General features: G+C 61.6%; 22 protein-coding genes. 9 read left to right on the top strand and 13 right to left on the bottom strand.

Annotated features, from left to right (window positions below):
- Positions 1–53: 53 nt before the first annotated feature.
- Positions 54–1,370, top strand: a complete 1,317-nt coding sequence (locus tag CAG02_RS13925) for an MFS transporter (RefSeq protein WP_085709580.1) — start codon at positions 54–56, stop codon at positions 1,368–1,370.
- A 129-nt stretch (positions 1,371–1,499) separates the two neighbouring features.
- Here CAG02_RS13925 and CAG02_RS13920 read toward each other — a convergent pair whose 3' ends face one another.
- Positions 1,500–2,258, bottom strand: a complete 759-nt coding sequence (locus tag CAG02_RS13920; protein ID WP_085709579.1) for a hypothetical protein — start codon at positions 2,256–2,258, stop codon at positions 1,500–1,502.
- Between the two features lie 347 nt (positions 2,259–2,605).
- On the opposite strand from CAG02_RS13920, the gene CAG02_RS13915 reads away from it, so the two are divergent.
- Both CAG02_RS13915 and CAG02_RS13910 read left to right on the top strand, forming a co-directional pair.
- Positions 2,606–2,923: a hypothetical protein gene (locus CAG02_RS13915; protein WP_085709578.1), complete on the top strand. Its 318-nt coding sequence runs from the start codon at positions 2,606–2,608 to the stop codon at positions 2,921–2,923.
- 128 nt (positions 2,924–3,051) lie between these two features.
- Positions 3,052–3,681, top strand: a complete 630-nt coding sequence (locus tag CAG02_RS13910; RefSeq protein WP_085709577.1) for a flavin reductase family protein — start codon at positions 3,052–3,054, stop codon at positions 3,679–3,681.
- A 6-nt stretch (positions 3,682–3,687) separates the two neighbouring features.
- On the opposite strand, the gene CAG02_RS13905 is transcribed toward CAG02_RS13910, so the two are convergent.
- A complete protein-coding gene (locus tag CAG02_RS13905) occupies positions 3,688–3,930 on the bottom strand; it encodes a hypothetical protein (protein ID WP_065258578.1) in 243 nt (80 codons plus the stop codon).
- Between the two features lie 43 nt (positions 3,931–3,973).
- The gene (locus CAG02_RS13900) at positions 3,974–4,327 is read right to left on the bottom strand and encodes a putative quinol monooxygenase (protein WP_085709576.1); all 354 of its coding nucleotides are present in this window, start codon (positions 4,325–4,327) and stop codon (positions 3,974–3,976) included.
- Positions 4,328–4,662: 335 nt separating this feature from the next.
- On the opposite strand from CAG02_RS13900, the gene CAG02_RS13895 reads away from it, so the two are divergent.
- The gene (locus CAG02_RS13895; protein WP_085709575.1) at positions 4,663–5,604 is read left to right on the top strand and encodes an AraC family transcriptional regulator; all 942 of its coding nucleotides are present in this window, start codon (positions 4,663–4,665) and stop codon (positions 5,602–5,604) included.
- Here the strand turns inward: CAG02_RS13895 and CAG02_RS13890 are convergent, their stop codons facing one another.
- The 6 genes from CAG02_RS13890 to CAG02_RS13865 form a co-directional block, all read right to left on the bottom strand.
- Positions 5,605–6,660, bottom strand: coding sequence for an ABC transporter ATP-binding protein (locus tag CAG02_RS13890; protein ID WP_085709574.1), 1,056 nt, complete (start codon positions 6,658–6,660; stop codon positions 5,605–5,607).
- A 16-nt stretch (positions 6,661–6,676) separates the two neighbouring features.
- The gene (locus CAG02_RS13885; RefSeq protein WP_085709573.1) at positions 6,677–7,525 is read right to left on the bottom strand and encodes an ABC transporter permease; all 849 of its coding nucleotides are present in this window, start codon (positions 7,523–7,525) and stop codon (positions 6,677–6,679) included.
- The gene (locus CAG02_RS13880) at positions 7,522–8,430 is read right to left on the bottom strand and encodes an ABC transporter permease (RefSeq protein WP_085709572.1); all 909 of its coding nucleotides are present in this window, start codon (positions 8,428–8,430) and stop codon (positions 7,522–7,524) included. The genes CAG02_RS13885 and CAG02_RS13880 overlap by 4 nt, the downstream gene beginning before the upstream one ends.
- 130 nt (positions 8,431–8,560) lie before the next feature.
- Complete coding sequence (locus CAG02_RS13875) at positions 8,561–9,658, bottom strand: extracellular solute-binding protein (RefSeq protein ID WP_085709571.1); 1,098 nt, start codon at positions 9,656–9,658, stop codon at positions 8,561–8,563.
- Between the two features lie 216 nt (positions 9,659–9,874).
- A complete protein-coding gene (locus tag CAG02_RS13870) occupies positions 9,875–11,323 on the bottom strand; it encodes an aldehyde dehydrogenase family protein (RefSeq protein ID WP_170931605.1) in 1,449 nt (482 codons plus the stop codon).
- Positions 11,323–12,960, bottom strand: coding sequence for a 5-guanidino-2-oxopentanoate decarboxylase (locus CAG02_RS13865; protein ID WP_085709570.1), 1,638 nt, complete (start codon positions 12,958–12,960; stop codon positions 11,323–11,325). The genes CAG02_RS13870 and CAG02_RS13865 overlap by 1 nt, the downstream gene beginning before the upstream one ends.
- A gap of 139 nt (positions 12,961–13,099) precedes the next feature.
- Between CAG02_RS13865 and CAG02_RS13860 the strand changes: the two genes are divergently transcribed.
- Positions 13,100–13,978 (top strand): LysR substrate-binding domain-containing protein, encoded by an 879-nt coding sequence (locus CAG02_RS13860; RefSeq protein ID WP_085709569.1) that lies wholly within the window; start codon positions 13,100–13,102, stop codon positions 13,976–13,978.
- 122 nt (positions 13,979–14,100) lie between these two features.
- Here CAG02_RS13860 and CAG02_RS13855 read toward each other — a convergent pair whose 3' ends face one another.
- Both CAG02_RS13855 and CAG02_RS13850 read right to left on the bottom strand, forming a co-directional pair.
- A complete protein-coding gene (locus CAG02_RS13855) occupies positions 14,101–14,715 on the bottom strand; it encodes an NAD(P)-dependent oxidoreductase (protein WP_085709568.1) in 615 nt (204 codons plus the stop codon).
- A 46-nt stretch (positions 14,716–14,761) separates the two neighbouring features.
- Positions 14,762–15,640 (bottom strand): MBL fold metallo-hydrolase, encoded by an 879-nt coding sequence (locus CAG02_RS13850; protein WP_085709567.1) that lies wholly within the window; start codon positions 15,638–15,640, stop codon positions 14,762–14,764.
- 114 nt (positions 15,641–15,754) lie between these two features.
- Here CAG02_RS13850 and CAG02_RS13845 point away from each other — a divergent pair, with 114 nt between their 5' ends.
- Both CAG02_RS13845 and CAG02_RS13840 read left to right on the top strand, forming a co-directional pair.
- Complete coding sequence (locus CAG02_RS13845; RefSeq protein ID WP_085709566.1) at positions 15,755–16,660, top strand: LysR family transcriptional regulator; 906 nt, start codon at positions 15,755–15,757, stop codon at positions 16,658–16,660.
- A 41-nt stretch (positions 16,661–16,701) separates the two neighbouring features.
- Positions 16,702–16,929 carry a hypothetical protein gene (locus CAG02_RS13840; protein ID WP_085709565.1) on the top strand — a complete coding sequence of 76 codons (228 nt, stop codon included), beginning with the start codon at positions 16,702–16,704 and terminating at the stop codon, positions 16,927–16,929.
- 9 nt (positions 16,930–16,938) lie between these two features.
- Here the strand turns inward: CAG02_RS13840 and CAG02_RS13835 are convergent, their stop codons facing one another.
- Positions 16,939–17,835: a helix-turn-helix domain-containing protein gene (locus CAG02_RS13835; protein ID WP_085709564.1), complete on the bottom strand. Its 897-nt coding sequence runs from the start codon at positions 17,833–17,835 to the stop codon at positions 16,939–16,941.
- Positions 17,836–18,013: 178 nt separating this feature from the next.
- On the opposite strand from CAG02_RS13835, the gene pobA reads away from it, so the two are divergent.
- Together pobA and CAG02_RS13825 are read left to right on the top strand one after the other, a co-directional pair.
- Positions 18,014–19,207 carry a 4-hydroxybenzoate 3-monooxygenase gene (gene pobA / locus CAG02_RS13830; RefSeq protein WP_085709563.1) on the top strand — a complete coding sequence of 398 codons (1,194 nt, stop codon included), beginning with the start codon at positions 18,014–18,016 and terminating at the stop codon, positions 19,205–19,207.
- Between the two features lie 79 nt (positions 19,208–19,286).
- The gene (locus tag CAG02_RS13825; protein WP_085709562.1) at positions 19,287–20,804 is read left to right on the top strand and encodes an MDR family MFS transporter; all 1,518 of its coding nucleotides are present in this window, start codon (positions 19,287–19,289) and stop codon (positions 20,802–20,804) included.
- Between the two features lie 129 nt (positions 20,805–20,933).
- Here the strand turns inward: CAG02_RS13825 and CAG02_RS13820 are convergent, their stop codons facing one another.
- Positions 20,934–21,779 (bottom strand): cache domain-containing protein, encoded by an 846-nt coding sequence (locus CAG02_RS13820; RefSeq protein WP_085709561.1) that lies wholly within the window; start codon positions 21,777–21,779, stop codon positions 20,934–20,936.
- Positions 21,780–21,831: the final 52 nt, after the last annotated feature.

The raw sequence follows: 21,831 nt of genomic DNA, 5'->3' as shown, positions 1-21,831 counted from the left end.
GCAGGCTGCGTTTCAACGCGCTCCACAAAAACAATTAAACGAAGGATCCTTCAATGGATAACTCCAACGCCCTGCCTCTTGGGTCGGCCGTGCCGGCCAAAGAACGAACCACCGCCAGTCGCATCAAGTCGATCTTCAGCGGTTCCGTCGGCAACATGGTCGAGTGGTACGACTGGTACGTCTATGCCGCCTTCTCGCTGTACTTCGCCAAGACCTTCTTTCCCGCCGGTTCCACCACCGCCCAATTGATGAACACCGCCGCGATTTTCGCCGTGGGCTTTCTGATGCGTCCGATCGGTGGCTGGCTGATGGGTCTGTACGCCGACAAGGTCGGTCGTAAAAAGGCACTGATGGCCTCGGTGTACCTGATGTGCTTCGGCTCCCTGCTGATTGCACTGAGCCCGAACTACGAAACCATCGGCATCGGCGCACCGATCCTGCTGGTGTTCGCCCGTCTGCTGCAGGGCCTGTCGGTCGGTGGCGAGTACGGCACCTCCGCTACTTACCTGTCGGAGATGGCCACCAAGGAGCGTCGCGGCTTCTTCTCCAGCTTCCAGTACGTGACCCTGATTTCCGGCCAGCTCATCGCGCTGGGCGTACTGATCGTGCTGCAACAGATGCTCACCACCGAGCAACTGTACGCCTGGGGCTGGCGTATTCCGTTCGCCATCGGCGCGCTGTGTGCAATCGTCGCGCTGTACCTGCGTCGCGGCATGGAAGAAACCGAGTCGTTCACCAAGAAAGAGAAGTCCAAGGAAAGCGCCATGCGCACCTTGCTGCGCCATCCGAAGGAACTGCTCACCGTGGTCGGCCTGACCATGGGCGGTACACTGGCGTTCTACACCTACACCACCTACATGCAGAAATACCTGGTGAACACCGTCGGCATGAGCATCTCCGACTCCACCACCATTTCCGCCGCCACGCTGTTCCTGTTCATGTGCCTGCAACCGATCATCGGCGGCCTGTCCGACAAGATCGGCCGTCGCCCGATCCTGATCGCCTTCGGCGTGCTCGGGACGATCTTCACCGTGCCGATCCTGATGACCCTGCACACCATCCAGACCTGGTGGGGTGCGTTCTTCCTGATCATGGCGGCGCTGATCATCGTCAGCGGCTACACCTCGATCAACGCCGTGGTGAAGGCCGAGCTGTTCCCGACCGAAATCCGCGCCCTGGGCGTCGGCCTGCCGTACGCACTGACCGTGTCGATCTTCGGCGGCACCGCCGAATACATCGCGCTGTGGTTCAAGAGCATCGGCATGGAAACCGGTTACTACTGGTACGTGACCGCGTGCATCGCGGTGTCCCTGCTGGTGTACATCACCATGAAAGACACCCAGAAACATTCGCGCATCGTCACTGACTGATCGGGTTTCTACAGCCACTGCAATGGTGGCTGTTCTGGCCCCATCGCGAGCAAGCTCGCTCCCACATTGGATCGGCGTACAACTGACCCTGTGGGAGCGAGCTTGCTCGCGATTGAAGTCACCTCGGTATCAGGACAACTCGGCAACACCCTGTTTGCCGCCATAACGCTTCTGCGCATAAGACGCGCCCACGATCATCACCAGCAGAATCCCCGCCAGCACTGCCGACGAACCGATGGTGCCGAAGTCCAGACCGCCCTTCTCATGGGACTTGGTCATCAAGTCGCCCAAGGTCGCGCCAAACGGCCGGGTCAGCACGAACGCCACCCAGAACAGCGCCACCGACGAAATCCTGGTGAAGTACTTGAGCAGTACCACCACCGCAATCGCCGAGCCGATCAGCAGCGCGCCACCGGCAAAGCCCAGGCCCGAATCATCCGCCAGGTAATCGCCGAGCGCGGTGCCCAGGGTGTTGGAGAACAGGATCGCCATCCAGTAGAACATCTCGCCGCGAAAGCTCTGCACCTTGGTGACGTTAAGCGAGTCGCCACTCAGGCGCCACGCCGCGAAGATCGCCAGCAGGATCGCGATCAGGATCATGGAACCTGTGGCGTAGCCCAGCTCCAGCGTGCGGTCCATGAAGTCGGACATGGTGGTGCCGGCGGTGCTGGTCGACAGGATCACGATCCAGTACAGCAGCGGCTTGTAAGTCTTGGACATCAGTTGCGTGACCAGCGTCAGGACGAACACGCTGATCAGGATCAGCGAGCTCATGGCGTAGCCGACGTTGAGGGTCATCGACAGCAAATCCCCCGCGGTTTCCCCCAGGGTCGTCGCGCAGATTTTCATGACCCAGAAGGCCAGGGTGATTTGAGGCAGTTTGTTCATTGCAGGTAAAGCTCCAGTGTGTGACGGCCGGTTCTTGGTTTTCTGGCCGCCGGCAGACTGGCGCTACGAGGGTGAAAAACCGGTCGGGAATGTATGAAAAATCTGTCACACACGCCAAAAGCGGCGATTAATCACCGGTTAATGCCCCTGCCGCATCCTGCACTTACCTGATCGATTGACTGCGCGTCGCTCGCTCCCACGACGAGACGAATTGAATGCGTCGCCCTTAATATCAAGTTAATCGATTGTTTTTAGCATTATTTTGCGCTTTTTAATCAATTTAGTTGGCGTAGCATGAAACCCATGCAAGACACACCGCCAACGAATTTCGAATCTGGAGAACGACCATGAAAACCAAACTGATCATCGCCCTGACCCTGTCCGTACTGGCCGCCAACACCTTCGCCGCCGATGGCTCGGACAAAACCAAATCCGCCGATTTCATCAACGGCGCCAGCGCCGCCATCGAAACCAGCCACTCGGGCGCCTACGCTGCCGATGGTTTTGATAAAACCAACGTCGGCAAAGCCGTTGCTGCCGATGGCTTCGACAAGACCGGTACTGCCGCAGCCATCGCGGCTGACGGTTTCGACAAGACCGGCACCGCTGCTGCCATCGCTGCCGACGGTTTCGATAAAACCGGTACTGCTGCAGCCATCAGCTGATCGGCAGAATGCAGACACCAAAGCCCGGCCATTGCCGGGCTTGTTCATTTCCAAAGGTCGGCATTTGATCTTCGCGGACCGGACTTGCACTATTGGCCGCTTATAAAAGCCTTCAGGAACACCCCGCCATGCCCGATGACATCCATTTCTACGAACCGGCCAACGGCCACGGTCTGCCCCACGATCCGTTCAACGCGATTGTCGGGCCGCGCCCCATCGGCTGGATTTCTTCGCAGGATGCCGAGGGCCGGTTGAATCTGGCGCCCTACAGTTTTTTCAACGCGTTCAACTACATTCCGCCGATCATCGGGTTCTCCAGCGTCGGGCGCAAAGACAGCCTGAACAACATCGAGCAGACCGGCGAGTTCGTCTGGAACCTCGCCACCCGCCCACTGGCCGAGCAGATGAACCAGAGCTGCGCGGCGGTCGCGCCGGAGGTCAACGAGTTCGAACTGGCGGGGCTGACGCCGGTGGCGTCGAAGGTGATTGCCGTGCCGCGCGTGGCCGAAAGCCCGGTGTCCTTCGAGTGCAAGGTCACGCAGATCATTCAGTTGCAGCGCGCCGACGGCGAGACGGTGCCGAGCTGGCTGGTGCTCGGCGAAGTGGTCGCCGTGCACATTGCCAAATGGCTGTTGAAGGACGGGATCTACGACACCGCCGCCGCAGAACCGATTCTGCGCGGCGGCGGGCCGGCGGATTACTTCCAGCTGGGGCCGGAGGCATTGTTCAAGATGTGGCGCCCGGGCGCCGTCAAGTAAACGGAGTTACCAGATCAGCTCGGCGTCATCAGTGACGCCCTTGAGCTTGTCCAGCTCATTGATGGCCGCTTCATCAGCGGCAATGGCACCAGGGAAGACCTGGTCATTCAACAGTTTGTGAAAGCGTGGCGCACCGCCGTCAACCAGGGCCTTGACCGCGATTGCCGCGAAATAACCCTTGTTGCTGCCCAATTCGACGGGGACTACAGCGGAAACCGCTTCGAAGTGTTCGAACTCTTTACGTGCCATGTCGCAGGTCCTGGCTCAGTCAGTTAGGCCGGCCATTAAACCCTCAACCGGCGAGTTTGTGTATCGGCGCGCAACTCTGGCCCAGCGCCTGCGCTGCCGAAACGTCTTTAAACGTGTGGAAATCCAGGCTGTTGACCACCAGGTCCTGCACCAACTCGGCAAACACTTCCATCGACGGGCTGCTGAAATAAGCGGTCATCGACTGCTGGTTATTCCAGAAACCGGAAACCAGCCACAACTCCGGATCACACTGCGAATGCTGCAGGGAAAAGCTCAGGCAACCGGCGGCGGCACGGGATGGTTCGATCAACGCGCTGAGGCGCATGCCGAGTTCCGCCGAGCGCCCGGCGCGCGCTCGAACGAAGGCCATATGACTGACGGGAATCTGCTTGGACATGTTCAACCCTCCCAGGGAGTCGCGTGGCAGCCGGGGACGGGCTGCGACAGGATCCAAGGTTAAGGGCCGGGCAATGCTCGCCGTTAGTCGATTCCTGCCGTCGCGTTGCACAATCCTGCGAGACTGTCTTTCAGACGTGTAACAGATCGTGAATTGCTGTCACCGTCCTGTCACACCGGTTTCGAGCAAGTTTGCCGGGAGGCGCCCTGTCATGTCTGGGCAGGCCAGCAACTCCATGCAGGATCAGGCAAGCATTTCGCAGGATGTGTCTACCGCTTGCGCTTGCACAAACTTATGCTCTGCTCCCATTCCATCCCTTGCCGAGGAGGCTGTGCATGACGTCATTCGATCGTTTTCAGGCGCCGCCCGATGCCGACATGGCAGCTGACATGGAAAAACAGCGCGAGGAACTGGCGACGATCATTCGTCGCAACACCTCCGAAGATGGCAGTTATGCCACCGCCGTCGGCTCGCTGTTCATGTCGCGCCACACCAAATCCCACGACTTCGCCCCGGTGCTCGCGCAACCGGCGCTGTGCATCATGGCCCAGGGTCGAAAAGAGGTACAGCTGGCGGACGAGTACTTCAATTACGATCCGCTGAATTACCTGGTGGTGTCGGTCTCGATGCCGTTGAGCGGTCGGGTGGTGAATGTCTCGCCCGAGGAGCCGATCCTCGCCGTGCGCCTGGACATCGATCCGGCGGAAATCACCGCACTGATCGCCGACGCCGGCCCCATGGGCGTACCGACCCGGCCGACCGGGCGCGGTCTGTATGTGGAAAGGATCGACAGCGCGATGCTCGATGCAGTGTTGCGTCTGGCCCGTCTGCTCGACACACCGAAAGACATCGCCATGCTTGCGCCGCTGATCCGCCGGGAAATCCTCTATCGCCTGCTGCGCAGCCCGCAGGGCCATCGGCTGTACGAAATCGCCATCGCCAACAGCCAGAGCCACCGCATCAGCCAGGCGATCAAATGGCTCAACGGCAACTTCGAACAGCCGTTGCGCATCGATGATCTGGCGAAGGAAGTGAACCTCAGCGTCTCGACCCTGCATCACCGCTTCAAGGCGATGACGGCGATGAGTCCGTTGCAGTATCAGAAGCAACTGCGCCTGCAAGAGGCGCGGCGGTTGATGCTGGCTGAAGGGCTGGAGGCTTCGGCGGCGGGGTATCGGGTGGGGTATGAAAGTCCTTCGCAATTCAGCCGCGAGTACAGCCGGTTGTTCGGCGCGCCGCCACTAAGGGATCTGGCGCGCCTTCGGCTGAGTGTCTGATCAGGCGCCGAGTACCCGACAGGCCTCACTCGGCAACGTCACCGACACCGGATGCCCGATCCCCAGCCCAATCCCCTGACACGGCGTGCTCAGCGCCGTGAAGGTCACCCCGGAACATTCCACCGTGGTCTCGATGGTCGCGCCGATATCGCGCACGAACGTCACCTTGCCCAGCAGGCGATTGCCCGCCGTGGCCTGGGGCGCCGACAGTTGCAGGTCTTCCGGGCGGATCAGCATTTTCACTTTCTGCCCGACCACGATGCTGCTGCAGATCGGCACTTGCAGGGCATCACCGCCCGGCAGCACGACCTTGCCGTCGCCCAGTGCGGTGGCCGGGAAGATGTTGCCGGAGCCGATGAAGTCCGCGACGAATTCGTTGGCCGGGTGCCGATAGATTTCAATCGGCGTGCCCACCTGCTGCACCCGATGCTCGCCCAACACCACCACGATATCGGCCATGGTCATGGCCTCGCGTTGATCGTGAGTGACCATGATGGTGGTGATGTTCAGGCGTTGTTGCAGTTGGCGGATTTCCACCTGCATCGACTCGCGCAACTTGGCGTCCAGCGCCGACAGCGGTTCGTCGAGCAGAAGGATTTTCGGGTGCGAGGCAATGGCCCGGGCAATCGCCACCCGCTGACGCTGGCCGCCGGAGAGCTTCGCAACCGGGCGATCAATCATCGGTTGCAGCTGGATCAGTTCCAGCAACTCCACCACCCGCGCCTGTTGATCAGCCTTGCTCACGCCCCGCAGTTTCAGCGGATAGGCAATGTTCTCGCCCACGGTCATGTGCGGGAACAGCGCCAGCGACTGGAACACCATGCCGAAGTTGCGCAGGTGCGCCGGGGTGTGGCCGATGTCCTCGCCGTCCAGGCGGATCTCGCCGCCGGTGAGGGTTTCCAGCCCGGCGATCATTCGCAGCAACGTGGTCTTGCCGCAGCCCGACGGGCCGAGGAAGCACACCAGTTTGCCCTCGGGCAAATGCAGGTTGACGTCTTTTACCGCGCAGGCCGAGCCGTAGTGTTTCTCGACGTTTTCCAGAATCAGACCAGACATAAATCACCTCAAGAAATCAGAACGAAACGCCACCTTCACCGACCAGCTTCTCCAGCGCCCAGATCAGGACGAAGTCAATCAGCACGATCAGCACGGCAAACGAGAACACGGTAGGGTCGAGCGATGACACGGTGCGGCTATACATCCAGATCGGCACGGTCATGACGTCGATGGTGTAGAGGAAATAGGTCACGGTGAATTCGTTGAACGAGACGATGAACGCCAGCAGCATCCCCGCCAGAATCCCCGATTTCATCAACGGTACCACCACGTCGACGATGGCGCGCAACGGCGAAGCGCCGAGCATCTGCGCGGCCTCTTCGACTTCGCTGCCGATGGAAAGCATGGCCGCCGTGCAGTTCTTCACCACGAACGGCAGCGCCAGAATCACATGGGCAATCACCAGTCGCGAAGTGGTCATGTGCAACGGCAGGCTGTCGAACACCAGCAGCAAGGCCAGCCCCAGCACCACCATCGGAAACACCAGCGGCAGCGACATCAGTTGCAGCGCCACGCCCTTGCCACGGAACTCGCAACGGGTCAGCGCGTAAGCCGCCGGCACCGCGATCAGCGTGGCGAAAATCATCGTCAGGCACGACACCAGCAAACTGGTGCCCATGGCCTGGCCGAGGCTCAGCACATCGCTGGCGTCCGGCGAGACGAAGGTGTGCCAGGCCGCCTTGTACCACTGCAGGCTGTAGCTGCTCGGCGGAAAGTCGAGGTTCGACGCGCCGCTGAACGACATCACGATCATCGTCAGGATCGGCAACACCGCCAGGAACAAAATGATCCCGGAAAGGATGCCGGCGAACTTGCCGGTATCGCCCGGCAACAGCGACTGGCGCTTCTTGATCAGGGCACTCATTGCGAAGCCTCCAGCAGGCGGCGACGGCGGCCGGTGATGTATTCGGACAAGGTCATGATCACCAGCGTGGTAACGATCAGCACCACCCCGGCGGCGGACGCGGCGGGCCAGTTCATCAGCGGGGCGATCTGGTCATGCACCATCACCGCCAGCATCGGCACGCGCCGACCGCCGAGCAGCAACGGCACCACAAAGCTGCTGGCGTTGTAGGCGAACACCAGCGTCGCGCCGGTGATGATCCCCGGCAGGCTCATCGGCAATACCACCTGACGGAACACCTGAAAACGACTGGCGCCAAGGGTCGCGGCAGCCTCTTCGTAGCTGCGGGCGACGCCGCGCATGGCGCTGGCAATCGGCAGCACGGCCAACGGAAACGCAGTCTGCACCAGGCCCATCAACACGCCGTTCTGGTTGTAGAGCAACATGATCGGGCGCTTGATCAGACCGAGGCCCATCAGGGTCTGGTTGAGCATGCCGCCGGGGCCGAGGATCACCAGCCAGCCATAGCTTTGCAGCAACAGGTTGACCAGCAACGGCAACAGCACCGCCGCCAGAAAGATCCGCCGCACGAATGGCGAGGTCAGGCGCGACATGGTGTACGCCACCGGGATCGCCAGCACCACGGCGATCACCGCGCTGATCAGTGCCAGACGCAAGGTCAGCAGCAACGATTTGAGGTAGTAGGGTTCGAGCAACTGGGCGTAACTGGCCAGGCTGAAACCGGACCACTCCGCGCCCTTGGTGCCGACGCTCATGCGCAACACCAGCAGGCTGGCGGCAATCAGCACGCCGAGAAACAGCATCGACGGCGTGAGGAAAAACCACGCCCGCGCCGTCGGTGAAACACCGCGCGCCGGGCGCACGTCACCCGCGCCGACCGGTTGGGTCAGGGATTGATGTTCCATAGCAATGATCTCGTCAATGGAAAAACAACTGACAGACACTGCCTTCAAATTCACCGAGAAACCTGTGGGAGCGAGCTTGCTCGCTCCCACAGGTTTCTCGGTGTTTGAAGAACCTGCGTCCATCACTCGATCAGGAAGAAAAGATTTCCGTGTAGCGACGAATCCACTGGTCATGCACGGTCGCCAGGAAGGCGTTGTCATGCATGATCGCCTTCTCCGCAATCTGCTCAGGCGTAAGGATGAACGGGCTCTTGCGCGCTTCGGCGGAGATGATCGCCTTGGCGTTGACCGGGCCGTTGAAGATGTCCTCGGCCATCTTGCCCTGCACCAGCGGGTCGAGGGAGTGGTCGATGAAGGCGTAGGCCAGGTCGGTGTCGCCCGGACGGTTCTTCGGCATCACCGAGAGCATCAGGTCGGTATAGAAACCTTCTTTCATGCCGAACGTGGCGCCGAGGCCGTAGTTCGGGTCGCGGATCTGCTTGGGGAAAAACGCCGGGGCGTAGAGGCCGCCCATGTCCAGGGAGCCGGTGCGGAACAGCTCGGCAATCTGGTTGGGGTTTTCGCCCAGGGTCACCACGCGTTCTTTGAGTTCGGCGAGTTTCTTGAAGCCCGGTTCGATGTTGTGCTCGTCACCACCAGCCAGTTTGGCGGCGATGATGATCAGGTCCATCGCCTCGGTCCAGTTCGGCGGCGGCAGGAAAATGTTCGGTGCCAGATCGGCGTCCCACAGCGCGGCGTAACTGTCCGGTGCATCCTTCTGGGTGCTGTAGACCAGACTGTTGCACCACAGCAGGTAACCGATGCCGTGACCGTTGGCCCCGGTGCGATATTTTTCCGGGACGTCGATCAGGTTGGGAATGCGGTTGAGGTCGGGCTTTTCCAGCAGTCCGGCAGCGGCCAGACCTTCGGCGCCGACCCCGGCCAGGGTAATGATGTCGTACTGCGGACGATCACCGCCGGCCTTGAGTTTGGCGACCATTTCCGAGGTGCTGCCGGTGCGGTCGGCAATCACTTTGGCGCCGGTCTTGGCTTCAAACGTTGCAGCGATGTTGCGCAGTGCGGCCAGCCCAGTGTCATCGGACCAGGTCAGCAGGCGCAGGGTCTTGCCGGCAAATCGGGTGTCGCTGGCGCTGGCCCGGATGAAGGGCATGCTCATGGCCGCCGCAGCCACCGAGGCCACGCCGACGGTTTTGATGAATTGACGCCTGTTCAGATCGTGCTCGCCCATTTGGGACTCCCATTATTCTTGTAAGTATGAGATTGACCGCAACCCTTGCCGTGCGTGATCGGAACCGCTCAAGCCCCCGATTTAAAAGGGCTCGAACGTGATCAGCGGGTTCATCCTGAGGTCGTGCAAAACACCTGACTATCGATAAAAACTCATTGGAGCCATGACGCCGGCGCATGCCTCGTTGCGAGGCATGCGCTGACCTTTTTCGGGCATTCAGAGCGCGCGGATCACGTGCTTGATTTCCTGAAATGCTGCCAGGCCCCATGGCCCCAACTCGCGGCCGATGCTGCTCTGTTTGTAGCCGCCCCACGCCGTCTGCGGGAAGATCACCTGCGGCGCGTTGAGCCACACCAGCCCCGCCTGCAAGGCGTTGGCGACCCGATCCGCGGTCTCGGCATTGCGCGTGACCACACTGGCCACCAGACCGAACTGACTGTCGTTGGCCAGGGCAATCGCCTCCGCTTCCGAAGCGAAACTGCGCACGCAGATCACCGGGCCGAAGATCTCTTCGCACCACAGCGCACTGTCGAGGGGCACTTCGGTGAAGATCGTCGGCTGCAAGAAATATCCGCGCGGCAGATCCGCCGGGCGATTGCCGCCACAGATCAGCTTGGCACCGGCACTCAGACCACGGTCAATGTGACCGAGCACACGCTGGTACTGCGCCTGATTGACCAGCGCGCCCATCTCGACTTCCGGATCGAACGGATCGGCCACACGGATTTTTTCCGCCCGGGCCTGCAAACGAATCAGGAATTCATCGGCCAGCTCATCGGCGACCAGCACCCGGCTGGTGGCCGAGCACATCTGTCCGGCGTTGAAGAAACCGCCGCCGCAGGCCAGCTCCACCGCCAGATCAAGGTCGGCATCTTCCAGAATCAGCAGCGAGGATTTGCCGCCCAGTTCCAGGCTCACGCCCTTCACGGACTCGGCGGCGCGCTGCATCACTTGCACACCGACGGCGTTGCTGCCGGTGAAGGAAATCTTGGCGATGCGCGGATCCGCCGACAGCGGCGCACCGACCGCCAGGCCGGTGCCGCACACCAGGTTGAACACGCCTTTAGGCAGGCCGGACTCGGCGATGATCGCTGCCAGTTCCAGCTCCGGCAGCGGCGTGACTTCCGACGGCTTGAGCACCACGCAGCAACCGGCGGCCAGGGCTGGCGCGAGTTTCCACGCGGTGGTGACCATCGGGAAATTCCACGGCACGATCAGCCCGACCACACCGCACGGCTCACGGCGCAGACGCGCGCTGAAGTCGTCGCTGGGCAGCGGCACATCGCGGTCCTGTTTCGCATCGAGGCCTTCGGCGAGTTCGGCGTAGTACTCGAAGGTGGCGATCACATCGTCGACATCGATGCCCGCTTCGAACTGCGGTTTGCCGTTGTTGCTCGACTGCAACTTCATCAAGTGATCACGGCCGTTGCGCACGCCATTGGCGATGTTGCGCAGGATCGCCCCGCGCTCGGCACCGGTGGTTTTCGACCAGCCCTTGAAAGCGTCAGTCGCCGCCGTTACCGCTTGGTTGACGGCGCTTTCGTCACCGCCATTGACCGTGGTCAGCAGCGCTTCGGTGGCCGGGTTGATCACGCGCAGGTGTTCGCGACCGGCGGACCATTGGCCGTTGATGTACAGGCCATCGAGTGTGGTCGGGAAATTCATCATTTGGCCACCGCCTTCATCCATTGGGTCTGGTCGATTTCGATCAGGGTCGGGCCCTGACGATCGGTGGCGGCGCGCAGGGCACCACGCAGGTGTTCAGCCGAGCTGATCGCTTCCGCCGCGCAACCCAGAGCCTTGGCCACACCGATGAAGTTCGGGGTGTAGATGTCCACGCCGACCGGTTCGATGGCGCGGTTGACCATGTATTTCTTGATCTCTTCGTAACCTTGGTTATTCCACAGCAGGATGATCACCGGCGTGCGGGCTTCCACAGCGCTGGCCAGTTCCGGCAGGGTGAATTGCAGACCGCCGTCGCCGATCAGGCACACCACCGGCGGACGTGCGCCGTGTTCGAGGTGGCCGCCGAGCCACGCGCCAATCGCCGCCGGCAAGGCGTAGCCGAGGGTGCCGTAACCGGTGGACGAGTTGAACCAGCGGCGCGGACGCTCCGGGTTGAACGTGAGGTTGCCGGTGTACACCGGTTGCGTGGAGTCACCGACAAACACCGCGTTCGGCAGTTCGTGCAGCACGGTTTCGAGGAAACGGGTCTGGGCCAGGGTCGGCGCATCCCAGGTTGCGGCCAGATCTTCACGCAGACGGGCGGCGCGTACCTGACCCCAATCGTTGCGGCGTTCGGCCAGCGGTTTGTGCGACAGCGCGCTCAGCAGTGCTTGTGCAGCGTTGCGCGAGTCGGCGACCAGCGCCACGTGCGGCGGGTAGTTGCGCACGGTCTGGTCGGGATCGATATCGACGCGCAGCAGCTTGCCGGGGATTTCGAAGCCGCCGGCGAAGGTGACGTCGTAGTCGGTTTCCGCCAGTTCGGTGCCGATCGCCAGTACCACATCGGCATCGGCCACCAGAGCACGGGTTGCGACCAGGCTCTGGGTCGAACCGATCAGCAGCGGGTGGCTGGACGGCAACATGCCTTTGGCGTTGATGGTCAGGGCCACCGGCGCGTCGAGCAGCTCGGCCAGTTCGGTGAGTTCGGCAGCGGCATCGATGGCGCCGCCACCGGCGAGGATCAGCGGACGCTGGGCGCCGGCCAGCAGTTCGGTCATGCGGCTCACAGCGGCCGGCGCGGCACCGGCGCGGTCGATGTGGACCGGCACGCTACTCAGCAGTTCGTCGGCTTCTTCGACCAGCACGTCCAGCGGAATCTCGATGTGCACCGGACGCGGACGCCCAGCCTGAAACAGCGCAAACGCACGGGCCAGCACGCCCGGCAGTTCGGACGCCGACATCAGGGTGTGGGAGAACGCCGCCACGCCACCGACCAGTGCGCTCTGGTTCGGCAGTTCATGCAACTTGCCGCGACCGCCGCCCAGTTGACTGCGCGACTGCACGCTGGAGATCACCAGCATCGGGATCGAATCGGCGTAAGCCTGGCCCATGGCGGTGGTGATGTTGGTCATGCCCGGGCCGGTGATGATGAAGCACACACCCGGTTTGCCGCTGGTGCGGGCGTAGCCGTCGGCCATGAAACCGGCGCCTTGCTCGTGACGCGGAGTCACATGGTTGATGCTCGAACGGGCCAGCCCGCGATACAGCTCCACGGTATGCACCCCGGGAATGCCGAACACCTGCTCGACCCCGTAACCTTCGAGTAACTTGACCAGTACTTCGCCACACGTCGCCATGTCTTTGCCCTTCTTGTTCGTTGAGGCACCGGGCCTTGAGGGAACCGGTGATTGGCCTCATTGAAACGGGCGACCCGTAGCCGCAACAATCGATAAAAGCTCATACTAGCCATGTCCTCACGTCATACCTTGGATCCACATGAAACGACTGCCTCCCCTGCCCGCCCTGCATACGTTTCTGATTACCGCGCAGTGCTGCAACTTCACCCGGGCCGCCGAGCAGTTGCACATCACCCAAGGTGCGGTGAGCCGGCAGATCGCCGGGCTGGAGGAACATCTGGGTTATGAACTGTTCATTCGCCTGGCCCGGGGCCTGGAACTGACGGCCGAAGGTCGCGAATGGCTGCCACGGGTGCAGCAGGTGTTCAGCCTGATCGGCGATTCGATGGAGCAGATCGGCGCCAAGCGCGAGACCCTGCAACTCAAGGCGCCGAGCTGCGTGATGCGCTGGCTGTTGCCACGGCTGTTGCAATGGCAGCGCGAGCGCCCGGACGTGCCGGTGAAACTCACGGCGTCGTTGCAACACGGGGTGGACTTTCATCGCGAGCAGTTCGACGCGGCGGTGATCTACGGCACCGCGCCCCACGATTCCCCTGCCACGCTGCATCTGTTCGATGAACAACTGACGCCGGTCTGTTCGCCAACGCTGCTCAACGGTGGCCCGGCGCTGCACACGCCGGCAGACTTGCAACAACACCTGCTGCTGCATCCGACTCACACCGATGACGACTGGACGCTATGGCTTGAAGCCGCCGAACTGCACTTGAGCAACATCAGCAGCGGTCAGCATTTCGAGACGCTGGATCAGGCGATGTCGATGGCGTCCCACGGGACCGGGGTGGCGATTGGAGACTGGTCGTTGATCGGCGATGACTTGAACGCCGGGCGACTGGTGATGCCGTTCGATCTGAAGGTGAAGACGGGATTGGGCTATTACATCGTGGCGCCGGCGTCGGAGCCGTCGGCGAAATTGCAGGAATTGATGGGGTGGCTGGTGGAGCAGGCTCATACGCGGTGAACACCCCAATATCCTGTGGGAGCGAGCTTGCTCGCGAATACGGTGTGTCATTCAACGTTGATGTCGACTGACACGCCCTCTTCGCGAGCAAGCTCGCTCCCACACTGGATCGGTGTAGAGATTCAGTAACCGACCGTAAACCGCTGACGCGAATGCTTCGGCGTTTCCACTTCGTCGATCAGCGCAATCGCATAATCGGCAAAGCTGATCGAGCTCTGGCCTTCAGTGCTCACCAGCAAGTCATCCTTGCCGACGCGGAATTTGCCGGTGCGCTCACCTTCGAAGAACAGCGCCGACGGCGACAGAAACGTCCAGTCCAGTTCCTTCTCCTGACGCAGGGCATCGAGAAACGCCGCACCGGCGCTGGCCTCGGCCTTGTACTCGGCCGGGAAACCGGCGCTGTCGATCACACGTGTGCCATCCGGCAGCAACAGCGAACCCGCACCGCCGACCACCAGCAGGCGTTTTACCCCGGCCTGTTTCACCGGGCCGATCAGCGCGCTGGCCGGCACCGTGGCGAAATGCGCGGCGCTGATTACCACATCGTTACCGGCGACTGCGGCTTGCAGCGCGGCGGCATCCAGCACGTCGACGTTCTTGCTGACTACTCCGGCGCGGGCGCCGATCTTCGAGGTATCCCGGGCGATGGCGGTGACGCTGTGGCCGCGACGCAGGGCTTCTTCCAGCAATTGGCTGCCGGCACGGCCGGTGGCACCAATGATTGCGATCTTGCTCATGACATTCTCCAGTTGGCTTGAGAGTGCTGCGTTTTTCAGAATCGGGTTACCACTTCATCTCGCCCTTGGCGACTTTCGCGCTCAGCTCCAGCGAGCTTTCTTCGCCCAGTTTCGGGTAGCGTTTTTTCATCGCTGCGATCAGCGCGGCAGAGTCTTTGGCCTTGGCGGATTCTTCATCGAAGGCTTTGATGTAGTCGGCAGTGAATTTCACCGCTGCCAGCGAACGGGCGCTGTCACCCAGGTAGTGACCCGGAACCACGGTTTTCGGTTTCAGGGTTTCGATCGAGTGCAGGGTTTCCAGCCAGTCGGCGTGGGATTGCGCAGTCTGGGTATCGGCCATCCAGACGTGGATGTTCTCGGCAACGACGACACCACCGACCACGGCTTTCAACGATGGAATCCACACGAAGCTGCGATCCGGTTGCTTGCCTTCCAGGCCGACCACCTGCAGCTTCTGCCCTTCGAGCATCAGGCTGTCACCCTTGAGCACGCCCGGCACGATGGTTTTGGCCGGCACGTCGGCGCCCATTTTCGGGCCCCAGAATGCGAGCTTGCCGTCGACGGTTTGCTTGATGTGATCAACGGTCGGCTGCGAGGCCAGCACCTTTGCATTCGGGAAGGCCTTGGTCAGGGTGTCGAGACCGAAGTAGTAATCCGGGTCACCGTGGCTGATGTAGATGGTGGTCAGTTGCTTGCCGCTGGCGCGGATCTTTTCCACCACTTGCTCGGCCTGGGACTTGCCGAACTGGGCGTCCACCAGGATCGCGTCCTTCTCGCCGCTGACCAGCACCGAGGTCACCGGGAAGATCGCGTTGGTGCCCGGGTTGTAGACGTCGAGGCTCAGGTTCGCAGCCGCCGCGTGAGCAGCAAAGCCGAGGGTGGCGGTGGCCAGTAAAACGCGCTTGAGAGTGGTGAAGCCGATCATGGGTTGCTCCGCTGTTCGTATGCCGTGCTTGGCGATGGGACAGAGCTTAGTTGCCAGACTCGTTACAAAAAATGCGATGCTTAAACATAGTTTGTTTCTGAAAGCGGGCAAATCATGGATCGTCTCCAAGCAATGCGGGTGTTTGTCACGGTGGTGGATCTGGGCAGCCAGTCGGCGGCGGCCGATCACCTGGACCTGTCCCGGCCGGTGGTGTCGCGGTATCTGGCGGAACTGGAAGACTGGGTCGGTGCGCGCCTGATGCACCGCACCACACGCAAGTTGAGCCTGACTGCAGCCGGCAACGAAATCCTGCCGCGCTGCCGGCAGATGCTGGAACTGTCGAGCGACATGCAGGCCGCCGTCAGCGAGCCCGACGATGCACCGCGGGGGCTGCTGCGGATCAGCGTCAGCACCTCGTTCGGCCAGGCGCAACTGGCCGATGCCATGGCCGCGTTCGTCAAGCGCTACCCGGGCGTCAATATTGACCTGCAAATGCTCGATCGCACGGTGAACCTGGTGGACGAGCGCATCGACCTGGCGATCCGCACCAGCAACGACCTCGACCCCAACCTGATCGCCCGCCGCCTGACGGTCTGCCGCTCGGTGGTCTGCGCCGCACCCGCCTATCTGCAGGAACATCCACAACCGCAGCGCGTAGAAGATCTGAGCCGGCACAACTGCCTGACCCACTCCTATTTCGGCAAGAGCCTGTGGCATTTCGAAGAGGATGGCGAACCGGTTTCAGTGCCGGTGCAGGGCAACATCAGCGCCAACGAGGCCAGCACCCTGCTGCGCGCGACCCTCGCCGGTGCCGGGGTGGCGATGCTGCCGACCTATCAGGCCGGCGTGCATATCCACAGCGGCGAACTGGTGCGCCTGCTGCCCAACGCCGAACCTCGGCGGATGAATATCTACGCCGTATATGCCTCACGCAAGCACATGCCGGCGGCACTGCGCAGCATGCTGGATTTCCTGGTACTGCGCTTTCCCGAAAATCCGCAATGGGATGTCGGCTTGTAAACCCGATCGCAGAGCGGCTGGCAACTCCACGGCGCTGACCTATGCTGAAAGTAATACCCAAGGGTATTCGTTCAGAGGTCAACGCCATGATCATGAGCACCAGAACAAGAAGATACCTCGCGATTTTCATCACCTGCGCGGCCACGCTGGCGCTGTACGGCACCGCGGCATGGCGCGTGGAGCAGTTGCGGCAACTGCCCCGTGAGTACGCGAGCTGCAACTTCGAGCGCTGCATCCCGCACAACGCCACCCTCAACGCCCTGCGCTGATACAGGACGTCAGGCGTCGTCGTTCTGCTCGGCCTTCAAGCGGTCGCGGAACGCCTTTGGCGAGATCCCCACACGGCGCCGGAACAGGCGCGTGAAGTTGGTCGGATCGGAAAAACCCAACACCTCGGACATCTCGTAAATCGTCATGCTGGTGTACGTCAGCAGACGCTTGGCTTCCAGCAACTGACGCTCATGCATGATCTGCAACGCCGGCTGCCCCGCCAGTTCGCGGCAGGTGCCGTTGAGGTGCGAGACGGAAATCCCCAGGCGATGGGCCAGGTCCTCGACCTTCACATGCTGGCGGTACGTCTCTTCCACCAGCTGGATAAAACCGTTGAGGTACTCGCGTTGACGCTGCGGGCGTTGGCTCGCGTTATGACGGCGGATCGCCTGGCGGCTGACCCAGACCATGATCACGCTGACCAGCGAATGCATGAGCATTTCCCGCGCCGGTTGATGGCCGTTGTACTCGGCCTGTAACGCGGCAAACAGACTGTTGAGGTACTCCGCGTCCTGCCCCGCCGGATAGCTTTCGACTTGGGCCAGGGCCTGCACCGCGCTGCCCAGTTGCGCCTGCAAATGGTTGATCAACGGCGTGGCGAGGGTGACGACGAATCCTTCGACGTCCTCGGAAAAACGGAATCCATGCACCGATAGCGGCGGCAGGATCTGGATGGCGGCTTCGTTCAGTTGCGTGCGTTGGCCTTCGATTTCAAGCTCTGCCTGACCTTTGAATACGAAGAGCAACTGGCACAAATCGGCGTGGCGGTGGGGTTTGATTTCCCATTGATGTTCGCGGCTGCGTTTGGAAATGGTTTCACAGTGCAGCAAGTCAGGGGTCGGCCAGTCCAGGCTTTCACCGTAGAGCTTGAACACCGGAATCGAAGGCAGGTCAGGCTTGTTCATCACTTCAATCCAGGCCTCGAAGGTTGCGGGCGATAATCGCACCGATTGGCAGAATGTACAGGTATCGGCTCAGTTTTCACCTTCAATTGACAGACCCGCAAGGGAAAAATGCAAGCACTCGAATCCTGAAAATCATTCACCGGCCGTTGTCGCGTGAAGCTTGCGAGTCATAAAAACAATGAAAACGCTGAAAACCCAAGTCGCCATCATTGGCGCCGGTCCGTCCGGATTATTGCTCGGCCAACTGCTGCACAACGCCGGCATCGACACCCTGATCATTGAGCGCCAGACACCTGACTATGTGCTCGGCCGAATTCGCGCCGGAGTCCTTGAACAGGGCATGGTAGAGCTGTTGCGCGAGGCTGGCGTGGGTCAGCGGATGGACGCCGAAGGGCTGGTCCATGGCGGGTTCGAACTGGCCCTCGACGGGCGTCGGGTACACATCGATCTGCAGGCGCTGACCGGTGGAAAAACCGTGATGGTCTATGGCCAGACCGAGGTCACCCGCGACCTGATGGCCGCTCGTCGGGAGACCGGCGGACAGACAATCTATGAAGCACGCGATGTCGTTCCCTGTGGCATGAAAAGCGACGAGCCCTTCGTCACGTTTGAAAAGGACGGCGAAACCTGGCGCGTCGATTGTGATTACATCGCCGGTTGCGACGGTTTCCACGGCGTGGCTCGTCAGTCGATTCCAGCCGAATGCCTGAAGATTTTCGAACGGGTTTATCCGTTCGGCTGGCTGGGGATACTCGCCGACACGCCACCGATTCACGATGAACTGGTCTACGCCCGCCACGAACGCGGCTTCGCCCTGTGCAGCATGCGCTCGGCGACCCGCACCCGTTATTACCTGCAAGTGCCGGCTGAAGAGAACGTCGACGACTGGTCGGATCAGCGCTTCTGGGATGAACTGCGCAATCGTCTGCCGGTGGATCTGGCGCAGAAACTCGTGACCGGTCCGTCGATTGAAAAGAGCATCGCGCCGCTGCGCAGTTTTGTGGTCGAGCCGATGCAGTACGGGCGGATGTTTCTGGTGGGCGACGCGGCGCATATCGTTCCGCCGACCGGCGCCAAGGGTTTGAATCTGGCGGCCAGCGACGTCAGCACGTTGTTCAGGATTCTGCTCAAGGTCTACCGCGAAGGTCGCACGGACTTGCTGGAGAAGTATTCGCAAATCTGCCTGCGCCGGGTGTGGAAAGCCGAGCGGTTTTCCTGGTGGATGACTTCGATGCTGCACCGTTTCGACGAGCACGACGATTTCAGCCAACGGATCAGCGCCTCGGAACTGGACTACTTTGTCAGTTCAGAAGCGGGACAAAAAACCATTGCAGAAAATTACGTCGGGCTTCCTTATGAGGCTATCGAATAGCTTCCTACCGACTTACACTGGCGAGCATCCCCGCTCGCCTGACGATCTGCGGGACCCTCACTGCCCGCAGGTTTTGCCCGTGACCAATCTCAACCACCCCGAAACGCCCAAACCGGCCATTCGCAGCGTGCTGGTCGCGCTGATGCTGGCGATCTTTCTTGGCGCGCTGGACCAGACCATCGTCGCGGTTTCCATGCCGGCCATCTCCGCGCAATTCAAGGACGTCAGCCTGCTGGCCTGGGTGATTTCCGGCTACATGGTGGCGATGACCGTGGCGGTGCCGATCTACGGCAAGCTCGGTGACCTGTACGGGCGGCGCAAACTGATGCTGTTCGGCATGGGCCTGTTCACCCTCGCCTCGTTGTTCTGCGGCATGGCCCAGAGCATGGAACAACTGGTGCTGGCGCGGATTTTCCAGGGCATCGGCGCTGGCGGGATGATCTCGGTGAGCCAGGCGATCATCGGCGACATCGTGCCGCCCCGTGAGCGCGGGCGCTATCAGGGTTACTTCAGCAGCATGTATGCGGTGGCCAGCGTGGCCGGCCCGGTGCTCGGCGGCTACATGACCGAGTACCTGTCGTGGCGATGGGTGTTCCTGATCAACCTGCCGCTGGGCCTTGGCGCGTACTGGGTGGCGCGACGCAATCTGGTCGGTCTGCCGATTCCCCAGCGCAAACCGGTCATCGACTACCTCGGCACACTGCTGATGATCATCGGCCTGACGGCGCTGTTGCTGGCGATCACTCAGGTCGGCCAGGGTCATGCGTGGCGCAGCAGCGAAGTGCTCGGGCTGTTCGCTTGCGCGGTGGCGGTGCTGGCGGTGTTCGTCTGGCATGAGCGCCGTGCCCGCGAGCCACTGCTGCCGATGCACCTGTTCACCAACCGCAACGCCCTGCTGTGCTGGTGCACGATTTTCTTCTGCAGCTTCCAGGCGATTTCGTTGATTGTGCTGATGCCGCTGCGCTTCCAGAGCGTGACCGGTGCCGGCGCCGACAGCGCGGCGCTGCACTTGCTGCCGCTGGCAATGGGCCTGCCGATCGGCGCGTATTTCGCCGGGCGCCGCACCTCGATTACCGGGCGCTACAAACCACAGATTCTCACTGGCGCGCTGCTGATGCCTGTCTCGATCCTCGGCATGGCCTTCAGCCCGCCCGATGCGACGCTGATCAGCAGCCTGTTCATGTTGCTGAGCGGTATCGCCGGCGGCATGCAGTTCCCGACCTCGCTGGTCGGCACGCAGAACTCGGTGGAACAAAAAGACATTGGCGTCGCCACCAGCACCACCAACCTGTTCCGCTCGTTGGGCGGCGCGGTGGGCGTGGCGTTGATGTCGGCGCTGCTGCTGGCGTTGTTGCAGGACTCCAGCTTTGCCCACCTGACCGGCGCATCGTTGATTGGCGAAGGTCACTCCGGCAACGTGCTGCTCGATGGCCTGAACGCGGCGCCCGGCGATGCACAGAATGCCTTGCGCGCCGAATTGCTGGTGACGTTCCGGCATTTGCTGATGGTCAGCGCCGGGGTGTCGCTGCTCGGGCTGGCGGCGGCGATCGCGATGCCGAACCGCTTGTTGCGCGGGCGTGAGCACGGCGCCCGCTGACTGCAGAACACCGCATGACCTGTGGGAGAGGCGGTGAGGCCTGCTCGCGATGTGGGCGTGTCAGTCGACGAAATTGTTGAATGACACACTGCATCGCGAGCAAGCTCGCTCCCACAAGAGCCACAGGGATCAAGCACTGTAATAACCGACCGCCACCAGGAACCCGCCAACCTTCTTCAGGTAGGCATGCTTGTCCTCGACCTTGCCGGTCACCGGGTTCTTCCAGCGGTATTCGTACTCGCCCTCATCCTGCTTGCCGATCAACGACAGAATCGGCTCACCCACCGGTTTGCCTTCCGGGTCCTTGACCTTGGCGAAGTCGGTGTTGATCAACCGCAGGTTGGTGCCATGGGCGACGTAGCGTTGGGTGTTCAGATCCACGACGAACACATACAGGTCATCCTGCAGGTAACCGCCCTTGAGCGAGTTGATCGCCGTCAGCGTGCCCTTTTCGTCCTTGGTCAGATCGGTGGCGGCTTTGTCGAGCAATGATTTCGCCTGCTCCGCCGACGCGCGCGGCAAGTAGTAACCGACCGCCAGAATCCGCTGGCCGATACGCTGATAGAACACATGCTTGCGCTCGACCTTGCCGTCGTCCTGGTTCTGCCAGCGGTACTCGGCCTGCTGGATGCCGTTGCCTTCCGGCACTTTCAACGCGTCCTTGAACGCCTTCTGCAAATCCGGGCCAAGCACTTCGCTCACATCCCGGCCGATCAACGCTGAGGACGGCCCGCCGCTGGCGAGCATCACGCCCTTGGTATCGACCACGAACACGTAGCGATCCTTGTCGACGAATTCACCCTGGCGGCTGAATGCCGCGAACGCCTTGTCGCCGTTGTCGTGATAGTAGGCCAGAGCCTTTTCCAGCAAAGCGATGGCGGCCTTGCTGTCGTCCTTTTCCGTGGCCGCATTGGCCTGTCCGAAACTCAACAACAGCACCGCGCCGAGCCAGGCCAGCTTTTGCACAAACCCCATGACGCATCCCTCGTTCTTGTTGGTGTTTCAAGAGCGTAGACGGCCTGACGGC

Source organism: Pseudomonas sp. R43(2017), from assembly GCF_002112345.1.
Classification (GTDB): domain Bacteria; phylum Pseudomonadota; class Gammaproteobacteria; order Pseudomonadales; family Pseudomonadaceae; genus Aquipseudomonas; species Aquipseudomonas kribbensis.
The sequence above is the reverse complement of the archived record's forward strand: the minus strand, read 5'-3'. Positions and strand labels throughout refer to the sequence as shown.